The 16,575-nt window shown below is 57.3% G+C and carries 12 protein-coding genes; 7 read left to right on the forward strand and 5 right to left on the reverse strand.

What is annotated here, in order from left to right:
- The first annotated feature begins 86 nt into the window (after positions 1 to 86).
- The 3 genes from OXE05_00190 to OXE05_00200 all read left to right on the forward strand — a co-directional run bounded on the left by OXE05_00190 (position 87) and on the right by OXE05_00200 (position 1,498).
- Positions 87 to 380, forward strand: coding sequence for a type II toxin-antitoxin system HigB family toxin (locus tag OXE05_00190; protein MCY4435737.1), 294 nt, complete (start codon positions 87 to 89; stop codon positions 378 to 380).
- A gap of 2 nt (positions 381 to 382) precedes the next feature.
- The gene (locus OXE05_00195; GenBank protein ID MCY4435738.1) at positions 383 to 646 is read left to right on the forward strand and encodes a hypothetical protein; all 264 of its coding nucleotides are present in this window, start codon (positions 383 to 385) and stop codon (positions 644 to 646) included.
- A 67-nt stretch (positions 647 to 713) separates the two neighbouring features.
- Positions 714 to 1,498 (forward strand): IS5 family transposase gene (locus OXE05_00200; protein MCY4435739.1). Its coding sequence is split into 2 segments (ribosomal slippage): positions 714 to 1,065 and positions 1,065 to 1,498, totalling 786 coding nucleotides; the frame shifts between segments, so codons are not numbered across the junction.
- Between the two features lie 178 nt (positions 1,499 to 1,676).
- Here OXE05_00200 and OXE05_00205 read toward each other — a convergent pair.
- From OXE05_00205 to OXE05_00215, 3 genes are all read right to left on the reverse strand, one after another.
- On the reverse strand, positions 1,677 to 3,431 hold the full coding sequence (locus tag OXE05_00205; GenBank protein ID MCY4435740.1) for an ADP-ribosylglycohydrolase family protein: 1,755 nt from the start codon (positions 3,429 to 3,431) through the stop codon (positions 1,677 to 1,679).
- 693 nt (positions 3,432 to 4,124) lie between these two features.
- Positions 4,125 to 5,558, reverse strand: coding sequence for an AAA family ATPase (locus OXE05_00210; protein MCY4435741.1), 1,434 nt, complete (start codon positions 5,556 to 5,558; stop codon positions 4,125 to 4,127).
- A 73-nt stretch (positions 5,559 to 5,631) separates the two neighbouring features.
- The gene (locus tag OXE05_00215) at positions 5,632 to 6,705 is read right to left on the reverse strand and encodes an Mrp/NBP35 family ATP-binding protein (protein MCY4435742.1); all 1,074 of its coding nucleotides are present in this window, start codon (positions 6,703 to 6,705) and stop codon (positions 5,632 to 5,634) included.
- A gap of 574 nt (positions 6,706 to 7,279) precedes the next feature.
- Between OXE05_00215 and OXE05_00220 the strand changes: the two genes are divergently transcribed.
- Together OXE05_00220 and OXE05_00225 are read left to right on the forward strand one after the other, a co-directional pair.
- Positions 7,280 to 8,545: a pitrilysin family protein gene (locus tag OXE05_00220; GenBank protein MCY4435743.1), complete on the forward strand. Its 1,266-nt coding sequence runs from the start codon at positions 7,280 to 7,282 to the stop codon at positions 8,543 to 8,545.
- Between the two features lie 58 nt (positions 8,546 to 8,603).
- Entirely contained in the window at positions 8,604 to 9,089 is a 486-nt protein-coding gene (locus OXE05_00225; protein MCY4435744.1) for a hypothetical protein, read from the forward strand.
- A gap of 120 nt (positions 9,090 to 9,209) precedes the next feature.
- Here the strand turns inward: OXE05_00225 and OXE05_00230 are convergent, their stop codons facing one another.
- A complete protein-coding gene (locus tag OXE05_00230) occupies positions 9,210 to 10,067 on the reverse strand; it encodes a class I SAM-dependent methyltransferase (GenBank protein MCY4435745.1) in 858 nt (285 codons plus the stop codon).
- Between the two features lie 349 nt (positions 10,068 to 10,416).
- On the opposite strand from OXE05_00230, the gene OXE05_00235 reads away from it, so the two are divergent.
- Together OXE05_00235 and OXE05_00240 are read left to right on the forward strand one after the other, a co-directional pair.
- On the forward strand, positions 10,417 to 11,622 hold the full coding sequence (locus tag OXE05_00235; protein ID MCY4435746.1) for a glycosyltransferase family 4 protein: 1,206 nt from the start codon (positions 10,417 to 10,419) through the stop codon (positions 11,620 to 11,622).
- Positions 11,619 to 15,980, forward strand: coding sequence for a DUF2298 domain-containing protein (locus tag OXE05_00240; protein ID MCY4435747.1), 4,362 nt, complete (start codon positions 11,619 to 11,621; stop codon positions 15,978 to 15,980). The genes OXE05_00235 and OXE05_00240 overlap by 4 nt, the downstream gene beginning before the upstream one ends.
- Before the next feature lie 58 nt (positions 15,981 to 16,038).
- Here OXE05_00240 and OXE05_00245 read toward each other — a convergent pair.
- A partial coding sequence (locus tag OXE05_00245) for a hypothetical protein (protein ID MCY4435748.1) occupies positions 16,039 to 16,575 on the reverse strand: 537 nt, incomplete at its 5' end.

Genomic DNA, 16,575 nt, shown 5'->3' on the forward strand with positions numbered 1-16,575 from the left:
CAAGGTGACCAAAGAGGTATTTGAAGAATATGTCGCTATATGCGCGGAGTGTATAATTGACCAAAAGGGAGTCTTGACCACGCGTTGTGCGTATTGTATCTAAAAGGACGCTCAGGGAGTTTTGGGAGCGCCACTCAAGTGCAGCAGACCCTTTGCGCGATTGGCACAAAAAGGTCAAGAAGCTAGATTGGAAGACGCCAGCACAGGTGAAGGAGCACTTTCCAGACGCAAGCATCCTTCCCAACTATCGCATAGTGTTTAGGATCAAACACAACGACTATCGGCTTGTGGTGAAAGTGTTCTACCCCGGTCGCGTGGTATACGTACGGTTTATCGGCACCCATGCCGCGTATGACCGTATCAACGCGGAGGAAATCTAACCATGAATAAGACCGAAACAATTAGCAGCGAGGCTGAATACGACGCAGCTTTGGCCCGGATTTCCGAACTCATGGACGCCCTGTCAGGGCCACAGGGGCAGGAAACGGATCCGAATCACCCCCATCGAGTCGAACTCGATTCACTTGTCAGCCAAGTCGAACGCTACGAGGACGAGCACTACCCCATCGATCCTCCCAATGCAATTGAGGCCATTGCGATCGCCATCGACCAAACCGGCAAGACCCCGAGTGAGCCGCTCCCCTAACCGAAAAGCACGACACGGTCTCTTAGAGGGTGTTTCCAAAGTATTAGAGTTGTATTAGACTTGATGTATGAAACGCAAACCATACCCCAGCGACCTTACCGACCAAGAGTGGGACATTCTGCTTCCCTTACTCCCGCCCGCCAAGCCTGGAGGACGGCCACGCACAGTCGATATACGAGAGATAGTCAATGGCATCGTGTATGTTCTGCGTACCGGATGCCCGTGGCGTATGCTTCCACACGATCTCCCACCCTGGCAGACAGTGTACAAATACTTTCGCAGATGGACGCTGGACGGAACTTGGGAAGGAGTCCACGAGGCATTGCGTCCCAACGTCCGACAATCAGAGGGCAGAAGCCCGTCCCCCAGCGCAGCGATCATAGCTAGCCAGTCTGTAAAGACGACGGAAAAAGGGGGCCTCGCGGCTATGATGCTGGTAAGAAGGTGATGGGTCGCAAGCGTCACATCGCCGTGGACACGATAGGGCTGTTGCTGGCCGTCGTGGTCCACCCAGCTGACATTCAGGACCGAGATGGTGCAAAGTTGGTCATCAATAAGCTGGTAGGAAGGTTTCCGTACCTGCGATTGATCTGGGCGGACGCTGGTTACGCTGGTCAATTGGTTGATTGGGTGATGTCCTTATCGGGCTGGGTCTTGGAGATTGTGAGGCGTCCGAGAGACAGGCATCATTTTGAGGTGTTGCCGCGAAGATGGGTCGTTGAGCGAACATTGGCATGGCTCGGACGCTCTCGTCGGTTGAGCAAGGATTACGAAGCCCTGACCGAGACAACCGAGGCTTGGGTACACATAGCTATGATTCATCTTATGATCCGTCGCCTAGCTCCTTCATGACACCCTTTGGAAACACCCTCTTAGACCTTGCCTGGCAAGTAGAAAGGGCAATGAGCCCTTAGTCTATGGCCTCAATCCTGAAACATATGCCCAGCAACCCGCACACTCCGTGCCAGTACGCCCTGTATATACGATACCGTTGGGGCTAACCACCATAGTCGGACGCTTGCAGTTGAGTTCATTTTTTCTGTTTAGGCGGGGGGGGGGCAGGGAGTTCACGAAGTCGGTCTATCAACACTCCCAAAAATACTGCGATCTGAGCGGTAGAACACTTCTTGGTCACTCGGCGAATCGCTCGACCGACATCCTCGTCTGCGTACTTATGCTTCTCAAGATAGTCAATCATGGCTTCGATATCTGGTTGACGCTCTGACTGTTGCGAACGATCCTTCGGTGGATACTGGGAAGGATGTGCCACACGCGAAGGGCCGTCGTCTGCGCGTTGCACGCTCTCAGTAATCTGAATAAGGTCCTTTGCAATCGGCTGAGATGACTTCTCAGGTTGTTTGACCGGGAGGCTGCCGAACTTACCCCCTTTGCTCGCGAGATGCTTGCGGTGTTTGATGAGCAAGGTTTGACCAATCTCAAGCTTGACCCACTGCCACTCAAAGCCATCCACCGATGACGGTATGGGTTCTTTGACCGCTTTAGCATTCCCCAAGCCGACAACGTGCAGGTCGCCATTATCCAAGTGGACCAAAGCATCTGCGCGTGTTTTCGGCGCGACCCAGTGGAGTAGGTCTGGATACTGATAATCCTTTGGTGTTTTGCCATTCGCGATTGCAGATAGCCGTTCGGCCTCTGACCTAAAGAGTGCAGAATCCAGAACTTCAACAGGTGGATCCGTTTCAGCATTCACGCCAAGAATAGCGCCAGCCATGGTTGCGATCGTATCGGTGTCAGTACCAATGGCGTTGGCGGCAATTCGCAATGCTGCTTCGGGTTGTGGCTCGCACCAGGTTAAGCCTACTGCTGCCACTGCTGTTAGCATTCCGCTTCCGCGCCGCGCCGGGTCGGCAAGGTCCAAGCGATCTACGAGAGCGTCGTATCGCTCAGAGCCAGTCTGCTTTTCCGTATCAGCAGTAACTTGAATCGTGTTCCGGCAACTGTCGATCGCCCGTGTCCAGGCATCGGCAAATGCGCCGGACTTGTGCTCAAATGATCCTCGCCAGTACTGCCCAATCTCCATGTCGCCCTGAATCATCGCGGGTATCTTGGCAGCAACTTCTAAAGCATCCATAAGGTCGTCAGATGTCGGGTAGTCTCCAGCGTTCAGCGCATGGGCAAGTGCTAATGCGTGAAGAACCGCACCCATCATCCCGTCCGGGTGAGAGTGAGTACAAATGGCATTGCGTACAACGTCTGGCAGGAAAGTTGTCGGATCATTGAGAGCGTGCGCAGCCCAAACGTGCGGCTGAATGCGCATCGCGGCGCCGTTGCCCCCGGAGTCAGTCCACCCTTTGTAAGTGTTGGCGAACCACTGTACCCGTGGCCGGGCAAGGTTCGAAGCTGCGGCACTCGTGGACTTGCCTCCTCCAAGCGCATAGCTTAACCAAACCGGGAGTTCAACTTTGGAAAAGGCCTCTACGTCAAAGCCGTCTGCGCGGATAGATCTGCCGGTAGCTAGCCGCAACTGCGAATCATCCGAATAACACCCTTTCGGAAGGTTAGCAGTGACACCTACGCGGCCCCCTATCCGCCGCTTCCACTCGATGGGTTGGCAAAGAGGCTGACCCGCCGTGCGCCTCTCAAGTCCTCTCTTGTCCGTCAACTCGCTAATCCAGCCAAGAGCGTCACCGTATGCTGCCCAGAGCGCAGATCGTTGAACTCTTTCAGAATGGCTGATGGCACTGGACTCTTCGTCTTGGGTGTGGCTTGACCCCCCCCTCCCACTCAGCTTTACACCGTCATCAAACAACCGTGGTTCAGTCATTCGAACACCTCCGGTGCAAGACATACTGGAACGTCTAGACCTAGGACTCCCAAAGCCCCTTCAATATCCTCCAGAGACCGTTCTAGCTGTACATCAATTTGCTGTAGATGATCGCAAGACAGTTCACCCGGGTATAGGACTTCAGCTTGTCGGTCAGTGGGCCAAGCTGCCAACATGCCGTCGGTGCGACTGTGACGCTCATCATAGCGACCGAGTACCGTGTCCGTGAACATTAAGGAGAATCCAGCTAAGCCCTCCGCACGTTTACAGGCAGGATATATGTTGTTGGTCGTAGTAAACACAACGCCAGGGTGGGTAAGAACACAAGGGCGAAACGATAGAATGACCCAAGGGTTGTGCTCCACAGGGTGCCATTTCGTTGAATGACTAAACATCCAGTTATTGATGCGCTCTACTGAGAGATTAACATAGTCAAGCCATTCCGGGTCTTTTCGATGAGCTGCATTCGGTTGATAGACGTGCTCAAGGTATTTGTCGCTGGACACCCGTTTTCGGCTCTTGACTGCCTCTGCGGCTATGATCCCAACTGCGCCTGTCGTTGTAGTGAAGTGAACCACCTGGCTGATCCTACGACGTTCCGCAGCTACTGCGATAGCCGGGCAACCCGGAAGACGATCGATCTCTTCCACAGTTCTAGGCCGAGCCGGAATGCAGTCTCGTTCAGATACCACTCTAGACCTTTACGAGATCGTAAGTCTCAGAATCAATGTAGTCGAACACTGAAGAGCGCTCACCCGGCTTATAGCCCAACATGACAGTCTTTCTCGCACGCCCCACTCCCATTGCTACCAATCTACGTAGTGACTCGAGTGTGCCGTCCCCATCCTCATTGCCGTGTGGTGTAACCTCGTTGCTCAGTCCAGGCAATAGAACATGATCGAATTCAAGGCCTTTCGCCGAATGGATCATAGACAACGCAACCAGTTCCGGCCCCGTCGGCCACTCTGGGTTTCGAGTTAGCTCGCAATATCGAATATTCCGCTTTCCCAATGTATTTCTTAGGCAGTCGAACCAGCCCCCGCCCCAAGGCTGGAGAATTGCGATGGTTTCGCTAGTGTGGAGAAAAGGTTGCACCTGATCAAGCATGTAGTCAATCTGCGCGCTATACTTGCCCACCACTACTCGGGGGCGTATGTCAGACATCTGGCAGGACTCCTCGTCTGGAACAACACCGTCAGCGTCTGGTGGTAAGTCTGAAACAAGTGAAGAAGCAAGCCGTGCGATCTCCGCCGTGTTACGATGATTGCGAGCAAGCCTAAAGGCCATCCCTTGCCTCCTCATATCAATGCCTAGTTCTCCCCACTGGAAGCCTTGGGCATAGATTCGTTGCGCAGTATCAATTATGAATGTGGTCACGTGATCTTCATTCAAGTGCGCCAAGATGGTGCGGATCTGGTTTGCGGAAAGATCCTGCGTTTCATCGACAACCACAATGTCATAACCTTGACAAGGCACTCTCGCGGCCTTTAGCGCAACGTCATTCCAATCGACCGTGCCTTTCTCTGCTTTCATTATTTCATACGGAGCAATAACTTGGTCCAAAATCTTGTGACGAAGTTCTCGAGGGACCGCTGGCGCTCTTCCACGTCCAGACCTCGTTGCATTTAGATACCTGTCTCGGTGTCCAAGCGGGAACCTGCCCTGGACGTACTTGACCTCATCGTAGAAGTATTCCTGATTTTCAAAAGGAACACCTGCCTCTCTCAGTAAGGAACATATCCACTGACGTCCGTCGTCCTTTAGGATGTTTGGTTCCTCAAGAAGACTCCTCGCCCAATACCCAAAAGTCTCAACATCGAGGACGATGTCATCCAAAATGTCGACCTGCTCTGCTGCGAGCTCACTAATGTACCCTCTCAATGTTCGATTGAATGTTAGTACCAGAACTCGCACAGGATCTATAGAACCTAAGCGCGCACGTCGATTCCGACGCGAATTGCATAGCTGTCGGAGGCGAAGCAACGCTGCGGTAGTTTTGCCGCTACCTGCAGCACCTCGAATCAGTCGGAAGCCCGGTTGAGCATCAGTCAATATTCTGAGTTGTTCGGGGGTAGGAGTTATTCTCTGTAATGTACGCACTTGCGCCCCGACTATACGGTATAGCATACTCATGGCTGGCCTGTGTCAGCCTGCTCTGAGTTGCCATCACACTGAAGAAAAGTAGCCAGTCTGTATACCGCTAGTTGATTACTACACCCTCTTGGCCGGCGATGCTGATTTGTTGGGCTACTGCTCCTGCTACGTCGCGGTAGATGGCGGCCAGGGGTGAGTCCGGTTGCGTGGCTGCGATGGGTTTGCCTTCATCGCCGCCCTCGCGGATGGCCACGTTCAGGGGCACCTCGCCGAGGAAGGGCACGCCCATGGCTTCCGCCGCCTGGCGCGCGCCGCCGTGGCTGAAGATTTCCGTACGTTCGTCGCAGTGGGGGCAGAGGAAGTAGCTCATGTTCTCCACGATGCCCAGGATGGGCACGCGCAGTTGTTGGAACATGCCGATGGCTTTGCGGGCGTCGGCCAGAGCTACGTCCTGCGGCGTGCAGACGATCACCGCGCCCGCGCCGGGAATGGACTGCGCCAGGCTGAGGGGGGCGTCGCCGGTGCCGGGCGGCAGGTCGACCACCAGGTAGTCGCGCTCGCCCCAGTGGACGTCGCCAAGAAATTGCGTGAGTAGGCGATGGACGATAGGCCCGCGCCAGATCATGGCCTGCTCCGGCTTGATGACGAAACCGGCCGACATGAGCGTAATGCCGTAAGCCTCAGCGGGGATCACCTTGCTGCCCGCGCCGCGCAGTTGCGCCTGCGATCCCATCATCATGGGAATATTCGGGCCGTAGACGTCGGCATCCAGCAGACCAACCTCCGCGCCGGTCTGCGCCAGCGCAATTGCCAGATTCACGGCGGTGGTGGACTTGCCCACGCCGCCCTTGCCGCTGGCAACGAAGAGCACATTCTTTACATCCGTCAAGAATTCCGCCGACTCAGGGGCCAGGCGCTTGGCCACTTCCGACCGCGTATCGATCTCCACGGCCTGTACGCCGGGCACGCCCAAAAGCGCCTTCCGGCACTCGTTTTCCAGGTGCTCCTTCATGGGGCAGGCGGGGGTAGTCAGTACCAACTGAAAGGCCGCCGTGCCCTTCTCGAAGGTCATTTCCCGCACCATGTTCAGTGTAACGATGTCTTTATGCAGATCGGGGTCCTGCACCACGCGCAGTGCGTTTACCAGGTCGTCGGTTTGCGGAGTCCCATTCACAGCCATGCCTTAATGCCTCTCTCTCAGTTTCTTGATTGTGCCGAATGTCCTGCGTTAGTGTGATGCAGCCTGTTTTGAGTTCTTTACGTAGTTCAACCAAGCGAGCGGGATTGCATGGAACTCGCCCTAATCCTCTGTCTGAGTGAAGCTGCCACGTAGCTCCGTCAGGCACCTGAATGCCTACACTATCGACACCTGGCAACCCCTCACTTCGGCCCTCTCCCCAGGGAGAGGGGGAAGTCCCCGCCCTTCTGGTGAAAAAAGCGCAAAAGTCTTATTGGTAGAAGTCCAGAGCCTCATCCCCTGCAACGCGTCGTGCCATTCAAGCAACACAACGCGGTTGCGATACTTCATTAATTGTAGTATCGCTCAAACTCAACGATAGCATGTTTGAAAACGGAGTGTAAAGCAATCACTCGTGCGATTCGTCTCGTAGTCGGGCGCGCGAGGCGTCGTATCGCGGCCAGCACGTGCAGAATCACAGGGTAGAGTACAATGGGTCTTGATGGGAATCAGTGTCAGGTGCGACACCAATTGAGATTTCGTTTCGTGAAACTGAAAGACGAAGGATTGCTTGTCTATGTTCGATAAGACTGCCTTGGCAAACGGTATGCGCGTAGTCTCCGCCACACTTCCGCACACGCGCTCGGTCTCGGTGATCGTGCTTGTGCGTGCCGGGTCTCGCTATGAGCGCGACCCTGAAGCCGGCATCGCCCATGTGTTTGAGCACATGCTCTTCAAAGGCAGCAAAGGTTGGCCGACGGCGCAGATAGTCAGTGAGTCCATCGAGGGTGTTGGCGGATCGATGAACGCCAGCACGGATAAGGAAATCGTCGACTACTGGTGCCGCGTGGCCCAGCCGCACTACACATTGGCGATGGACTTGCTCGCCGACATCTTCCTGAACCCGCTGCTCGAGCATGAAGAACTGAAGCGCGAGCAAGGCGTCATCTTGGAAGAACTGCGCATGTATCATGACGATCCCCGCAGTTGGGTCAGCATCCTGAGCGATCAGATCTGCTGGCCGGGGCACCCCCTGGGCAGAGATATTGGCGGCAGCGCCGAAACCGTGCAAGCCATTACGCCGGAGATGATCCACGATTACCGCGGCCGCATGTATAGTCCGGAGAATACCGTGCTGGCAGTAGCGGGCAACATCACCCACGAGCAGGTGGTGGCCGATGCCGAACGCCTCTACAGCGCTTGGACGAACGGCGCGCCGGGGGACTACCTGCCCTGGACTGAAACCGATGCAGGACCCAATGCCATCGGCGAAGCGCGAGAATCCGTCGAGCAGATGACCATGCTGCTTTCCTTCCCGAGCCTCTCGATGTTCGATGAAGACCGGTATGCGCTGGGCCTGCTCAATACCATACTGGGTGAGGGCATGAGCTCACGCCTATTCCTGGAGGTCAGAGAAAAGCGCGGTCTGGCCTATAGCGTCGGCTCCTACCCGCGCCACCAACTCGACACCGGCATCTTTACCATCTATGGCGGCGTTGATCCCGATCATGCAGCGGATGCCCTGCGCTGCATCATGGACCAAGTACACGGTCTGCTTGAGCCCGTGCCGGAGACGGAGCTGCGGAAAGCGAAGGAGTTTACAAAAGGACACCTCCTGCTCGGCTTGGAAAGCACGCAAAGTGTGGCCGGTTGGGGCGGCGTGCGCGAGCTTCTCCACGGGGAACTCATCACGCCTGATGAAGCCGTTGCCCGCATCGAGGCGGTGACCGTGGACGATATCCAGCGCGTGGCTAAGCGACTCTTCCCTTCCAACGCCGCAAAACTCGCCGTAATGGGACCCCGTGACCTCAGCCAAGAACTCTTGCCAATCGTGACGCAATGAGGCAATTGCTCCACACGAGGCGCGACTGACACATTTCGCTTCCGGGAGGGACACGTACGTGCGGCATAGGCGCAGTTTCAAGGTCATTCTCACGACTCTGGGTGCTTTGTCACTCGTGTGCGTGTTCCTGACCGGCTGTTCGCTCGGCGATAGCGAAGGTCCTCGTTTGGCGTTTAGCAGCAGTGTGCGTCTCGATACGCAAGGGGCAACGCACATAACGATTGTGGTGCGGAATGTGGGAGAGCGACTCTATACCGATGACGAAGAAATCGACGGCCGCGGTGAGGTGTTCAATAGCTCGGAGCAGTTGCTCGCACGCTTCGCAGAACTACCGATAGGGCGACTGGCGGTGGATGAGGAAGCAACGTTAGCCACCTGGCAAGGCACCCTGGAGCCGGACACGTATCTCATGCGTTGGACCACCTCCCGCTTCGGCGGAGTGGAGCTGGAATTCACTCTGCTGAAGCGCTTTGGGGTGTTGGAAGTTGGCTCAATCAGGGAACGAATACTTGCGCCTGATCCCGCTCCCACATCCCCATCCTAGTTTGGCGAGTGCTCGCATCCCTTGCAGCACAACCCACCTTGGCGGACTTGGGTCGTACGCGTATCCATCCGGTAGACGTAGCTGTCATTGGGCAAATGCCCGTCTCAATGCAGATAAGGCTCATTTGCAGGCGCTCACCGCCTCTTTTCTCCCTTTACGCGCTTTGATAACGATGCCCACGGAGGGAGAACTCTCAGTGCGAATCGGCTGTGGATCGTCAAACGCGTTTACCAGACGCCGCACCCAGGAAATCCAGCGAGAGTTCTTCTCTTCTTGACCGAACCGATTGCACGATGTGCAGAATCCTCTTTCAATGATGTTCTTGCCGATACCGTATAGCAAGAAGTGGGCAAACGGCAGGCATCGCGGCGTTGTAAACCACAACTCCTCGATCACAAACCCGGCCGCACGAACGCTGCGAGTAATCTCTTCCGCCGAATAGAGCCGCACGTGATCCGCCCAAATGCCGGCAAGCCACCAAATATGCGCAGGCACGTGCGTGCCAAAAGCGCGTTCGAGAATCCAATTCAATGGGTCCCACAGGAATGGATACTTCGCGTGAGGTACCGAGATGAGTAGCAGTCCGCTATCGCCGAGCACACGATGTAATTCCGCAAGCGCAGCCCCGTCTTCGACGATATGTTCCAGCACTTCGGAGCACACAACCGCATCAATCGCACCCGCTCCGAATGGCAGTGCGCAAGCGTCCGCACGGCCGAGATCTACGGCTGTATTCTGTGTCTGCACCTTGGCCGCGGCGACGTAGTCTGCGTTGAAATCTATGCCGATTACACCGGCCTGGGGATAGAGCGTGTTGAGAGCTTTCACATAGAATCCACGACCGCAGCCGACGTCGAGAATGTGGCCACTGCCGGCGGGTTGAAGATGGCGCAGGATCATCGCGGCTCTTGCGGCAAACGCAGGGTCGATTTCACGTGCCAAGTATCCGGCAATGGACTCGTCAAGAGAAGGTGTCATGCTTGACTATCCCAGTTTTTCCCTCACAAAGACATCTGCGCTAAGGACGTGCCTGTGACTGAAGTTCTCCTACGTCCAGCTCGCAATGCGCATCGGCGCGGCACCACCCCGGCCGGCGGCATACCGCGCCGTGGCTGTTTCTCAACGTAGCGAGGTGCACCGAATCGTAGTAGCATACAAGCTATCACAGAATACAGTCTAGCCTACGTCGTTCTTCGTGCGCTCGCAGGGCAATGCTACGTTTTGCAGAGGCGCATTTCAAACTGCCGCGCAACTTCAATTCCTGCCACGAGATGTCACATGTACGCCAAACTCCTACCGTCGAGCGCGTGCATGTAGGAAGTCCGCCATGCGCATCCTATATCTCACTACGTATTATCTGCCGCACAGCAGTGGCATTACCGCCTACATGCACCGCGTCGCTCGGGAGCTGGCTCAGCGCGGCCATACGGTTACAGTGCTTACCTCCCGTCACGACTCTGCGCTGAGTGCGGAGGAGTTGTTGGAGGGCGTTCGCATCGTACGGCTTCCAGTACTCTTTCGCGTCAGCAAAGGGCCGGTGATGCCCGCGTTCTTTGGTGTTCTGGGCGCGTACTTGCAGGAGCACGATGTAATTCACATCCACCTCCCCTTTTTTGAAGCTGCATATGCGGCCATCATGAATCGCAGGCGCAAACCGCTTATCCTCACAGTCCATACCGATCTTCATTTGCCTGCGGGGGTTGTCAACCGGCTCGCGAGTGCCGCGGTCAACGTGATGCAGCGCGTTGCGGCGCGGCACGCTGACTGGCTGTGTTCCTACACGTGGGACTTTGCTCGACACTCGTACCTCCTTTCCCCCTTACTCAGAAAGGCACTGGTTATTCACCCGCCGGTCACGGTAGCCGCCCCAACTGAGGCAGACATCGCTGCCTTTCGCCTGCAACATGATCTTGACGGAACGCTCATAGGGTTTGCCGGTCGCTTTGCCGAGCAGAAAGGCCTCCATGTGCTTTTCGACGCCCTAGCTAAAGTGCAATGCCGCGTGCCGCACGCACGTCTGGTGATTGCAGGTGACTACCGCAATGTCGTTGGTGAAAGCTACTACGCCCGTTTGCGTCCTCAACTTGACGCACTGGGGGATCGAGTTGTGCTACTGGGACATCTGGAAGGGAAGTCGCTTGCCTGCTTTTACGCGGCGTGTGCTGTTCTGGCGCTTCCGAGCACAAGCCCGATGGAGTCATTTGGCATCGTGCAGGTTGAAGCCATGCTGTGTGGCACACCGGTCGTCGCGTCCGATCTTCCCGGCTGTCGCCAACCGGTGCGCCTCACCGGCATGGGACGCATTGTGCCGCCAGGTGACAGCGATGCTCTGGCCGCGGCGTTGCTGGCAGTGCTAGAAGACCCCGGCCGCTACACGCAGTCACCCCACGAGATCGCCCATGTTTTCGACTACGAGCGCACCATAGACTTGCACGAAGAGCTATATCGCACGAACAGGGTTGTCGAGGACGACCGCAAATTCGAGCCGCCGGCTGCTTCCCAAGGGTCACGCCAAGAGTTGCAAGTGGAATGAGTAGCCCTGGCACATCCGAAACTGCATCCAGGAGCCAGCGCCGCTCCGACCGCGCGCTCGCCGGAGATGTGTTTAGCCTGGGAATCTATGGTATATGGCGATTCGGACCGTGGCTGCTTCTCGCCACAGCGCTGTTGGTCGGCGCGTGGTTTCGGTTCACCGGCCTGGACTGGGATGCCAGCACGCACCTCCATCCGGATGAACGCCATATCACCATTACGACGGCGCAGGTGCAGTGGCCGGGATCTCCCTTGCAGTACTTCGATACGGAGACCTCGCCCCTCAATCCATACAACCAGGGCGTTGGCTCCTTCGTCTACGGCACGCTGCCTATGTTCGTCACCAAGGCCGCGGCCGGCATTGTGGACAAAGATGCCTACGACGGCATTCACCTCGTCGGTCGCTTCCTCACGGCCACTTTGGATGTCCTCATTATTTTGCTAGTCTTCCTCATTGCTCGCCGTCTGAGCGGCCGCTGGGGAGGAGCATTGGCCGCCGCTCTCTACGCCTGCGCGGTGCAGGCGATCCAGCAAGCTCACTTCTATACTGCCGACACGTGGGTAACATTCTTCGCTACGTTTGCGCTCTGGTGGGCGCTCCGCTGGCAAGAAGATGGCCGATGGTACAACCTCGTCGGTGTCAGCGTCATTGCCGGCATGGCCCTGGCAAGCAAGCTTGGCGTAGCGACGCTTGCCGTTCCGATCGGCGTTGCATTCATGTTGCGTGCCTGGCGGGAAACGCAATCACCGGCCTTGGCCCTGACCGGACGTCTGCTGGCGCGTCTCAGCGGCCATCTGCTGTTGGGCGGTGTGCTGGTGTATGCTACGCTCCGCCTCTTCTTGCCATACGTCTTCGCATCTGCTTCCCCATGGGACCCACGGCTCAATCCGCGCTATACTCAGGACATCGAGACTTTGCGCTACTTGGCGGGGGGAGAGGCAGACTTTCCGCCGTCGTTTAGCTGGGCTACGGCCAACTACCCGTTGTTTCCTCTCGAACAAATGTTTCGCTGGGAAATGGGGTGGGCGCTCGCGGCAGTTGCGTGGCTGGGGTTGCTCTGGGGCATCTGGCGCATACTACGGCACAAAAACCTTGTTTTCGCGCCTGTTGTCGTGTGGGTGATTGTGCACTACGGCTACCAGGCCGCTCAATTCGCCAAACCGGGGCGCTACTTTCTGCCGGTCTATCCGGCATTTGCCGTACTTGGCGGCGTATTCCTCTGCTGGTTCGCCTGCAATCTCTCGCAGGGCAATGTACACGCCTGGCTGCAACGCATCGGCCCGCTGGCAAGGTTTGCCCGCAGAGACAGAGCCGCACGGCGCAGCCGATGGCTGCCTTACGCCGGCCTGGGACTTACAGTCGTCGTGCTGATGGGTGCATTTGCCTGGGCATTTGCCTACACACGAATCTACACCGAGCCGGTGGCCCGCGTACGCGCCAGCGAATGGATCTATCGGAACGTCCCAGCCGGCGCAGTGCTCGCAGCAGAACACTGGGATGACGCGCTCCCGCTGCGGCTCTCCGAGCAGGTGGGCACACCCGGCCAATTTCAATATGTTCAGCTTCCCGTCTTCGCCCCGGACACGAGCGAAAAACTGGAGGAGATGGTCCACGCCTTGACTCAAGCGGACTACGTTGTCATCAGCAGTAACCGCACCCACGGCGTCATCCGGCAGCTTCCGGCGCGCTATCCCATGACGGCACAGTACTATCGTCAGATCTTCGCGGGTACGCTTGGCTTTGCACCCCTGCGGACCTTCACCCATTTTCCCAGTCTCTTCGGCTGGGAAATTGACGACAGTCAAGCGGAAGAGCAGTTCATTGTTTTCGACCATCCGACGGTCCATGTCTTCGTGAAGACCGCCGGCTTTGATCCGGAACGGGTGAGAGCAGTGCTCTCACCGCACCTTTCGACCTTGCCTCAAGCCCTCACACCGGGGCAACTTGCGTATAACGGCCTCTTACTTACTGCGGCGCAGCAGGAGGGCCTCAAAGAGCGCGGCACGTGGTCGGCGTACTTCGACCGCAACAGCATCGTCAACGCTGTGCCGTGGCTGGTGTGGTGGCTGGCGATTCTGCTCCTGGGTTGGATAACCTGGCCCTTGCTGTGGCGTATCTTTCCCATGGTGCCCGATCGCGGCTATCTGCTGGCGAAGAGCATCGGTCTTCTCTTCAGCGCGTACATTCCCTGGTTGCTGGTAAGCAACGGTTTGCCCGCAACCGGACGCGCCGGCACGTTGCTTGCCATCGCCGTGATTGGACTGGCCAGCGCCTGGGTGCTTAGCCGCACCTGGAAGCGATTCATTCACTTCTTGAAAAAGCAACGCGCGGAGATCTTGATTGGCGAAGCGGTCTTTACCGGCGTCTTTGTGTTCTTCCTTTGGGTGCGCCTGACGAATCCCGATCTCTGGCATCAGCACTACGGCGGCGAGAAACCGATGGACTTTGCCCACGTGAATGCTCTCATCAAAGCCGGAGCGTATCCGCCGTACGACCCGTGGTTCGCGGGCGGTTATGTCAACTATTACTACATGGGGCACCAGGTTTTCAGCTCCTTGATTCGCTTGCTCGGAATCGTACCGTCGGTGGCGTACAACCTGGTCGTGCCGCTGATTGCCGCCCTTCTGGCGGCAAACGTATACACGTTTGGGACTACGGTATGGCGTCACGCCACGCGCGGCATGCGGCTGCTCGCGGGAGTTGGCGGAATCGTCTTCGTAGCGTTGCTAGGCAACTTGGAAGCCGCCCTGCAGTGGTTTCGGAAACTAGCGGCGATTGATACTCCCGACCACTTACCCACAGGCGGCGCATGGCTGGGACAAACCCTGGTCAACCTACTGCGGGGCGAGCCGCCACCCGGCTTTGACTACTGGCTCAGCACGCGGCTGATCGAAGGCGCCATTCACGAATTTCCCTTCTTCAGCTTCCTCTACGGCGACCTGCATCCCCACGTGCTGGCGCTTCCGTTCACCATGGTGGCGCCGGTGGTCGCTTTGGCCTTAGTCTTGAGCTACCGGAATAGACCTGCGTACGAAGCGCAGATCACCGGCCCGGCTCCGGTCAATTGGCTGCGTCCGCTGCTGCGCTTTCCCACGTTACCGCTGTTGCTTCTCGGTGGGTTCGTGCTGGGCTTTCTCCGTACCGCGAATACGTGGGACTATCCTACCTACGCTTTGCTCCTCGGCGGCGCGGTGGTGCTGGTCGAACGTCGCGGTCTGATCCGGTTGGAGATACCGGCATGGGTGCGCCTCGGCGCAGCGGGTATCGGACTATATCTCGTCGGTCGCATCGCCTTTGCACCGTATCTCGACCACTACCAGTCGTTTTTCCTCGGCGTGAACGGCACTGAATTCCAAACCCCGCTGTGGCAGTATCTCGTGATCCACGGCGTGCTGCTCTTTTTCGTCGCCGCTTTCTTGGTGCGGGAGTTGCTCCACTTGCGCTCAGCGTACGACATCCGCGTCTTAGGCACTTTGCTCGTACTTCAGATTGCGCTTGCAAGTGTGCTCTGGCAGCGGCCGATCGTCCTCTTGCTTCAGACTGCCCTTGTGTTGGCGCTCCTCGTGGCATTGCGCCCCCAAGCGGCGCGACCCACTCGACTGCTGGCCGGTATGGTAGCGCTGGCGGCGCTGCTGGGCATTATCCCTGAATTCCTCGCCATTGACGGCGACGTGGGGCGCATGAACACCGTCTTCAAGTTCTATCTCCAAGCCTGGACTCTGCTGGCACTCGTAGCGGCTGCCATGCTGCCGTACCTCTGGCAGCAGATCCACTTGCGGCGCATCCTCCTGCCGGTGGGCGCACTGCTCGTCTTACTGGCCCTGCTTTACCCGCTCTCGGCGATTCCGAGCCGCGGTCAGCACCGCCTGGTACCGGACCTCGTCACCCTGGACGGCGCGGCGTTCATGGAGCAGGCGGTGATCCACGATCAGGACCGCGAAATACCGCTCAAGTGGGATGCGGAAGCAATCCGCTGGCTGCAAGACAATATCGAAGGTACACCCACGATGTTGGAAGCGACCATCCCCTACTTCCGCTGGGGCGCGCGCGTCGCCATTCACACCGGCCTGCCCACGGTGCTGGGTTGGGACTCGCATGAATGGCTCCAGCGCTGGGAATACCGCCCCATGATCGAGCAACGCAGGGTGGACGTCCAGACGATCTACGAGACCGCGGACTACGGCCTGGCTTTGCGGCTGCTGCGGCAATACAACGTGGACTACATCTACCTGGGAGACCTGGAACGCGCCTACTACACGGGCCCAGGCCTGGGGAAATTCGACCTGATGGGCGACTTGGGAATTACGCCAGTCTACGCCAACGAACGTGTGACGATCTACCGCGTGGAGCAGCGCTGAGGAAACTATGACAAGCCTAAGGGATCGTAGGCACTTCTCAGTAGATCCCAACATCTCCCTAATCCCGTTTTACGCTGGGGTAAGTGTCACAGTACCCTATGTGGTGTGTGCCTTCTGCTTCCTTACGGATAAGCGCGAGCACGGCTGCAGTTGCTTCTTCCTCGGAGAGACCGGCTTGCACCTGTGAGGCAGCAGCTTTCAACCAGATCTCCAGCATGTGGTTCTGCCCTTGGTCAAGCTGATTGGGATTTGGCTTTCCGGCTATGCCAAAGCGTTCATACCACCATACGAGGCCAACTGTATACGCAAGCACTTCCTCGGCCTCACACCCCTCTTTGGATGCGAGTGGCCTTCCCTCGCGCGCAACCTGATGGAGATAGGCATGGATGATTTCATGTGCTAGCACTGCTGCTAGAAGGTCTACGCTAAATTCCTGGTAGTACCTCTGGTTGAACACGATACGCTCTCGGTTGGGGTCATAGTGAGCATAGGTACCTTCACGCAATGCCTTCCATTCAACGACTGTGCCAAGCTCTTGCCAAGAGGCCATCAGCCCCTGCCCGGTAGGAGTAGTTGCCATTACCGTTGCCGCCTG

This window comes from Chloroflexota bacterium (genome assembly GCA_026710945.1).
In the GTDB taxonomy this organism is placed as follows: Bacteria; Chloroflexota; UBA11872; order VXOZ01; family VXOZ01; genus VXOZ01.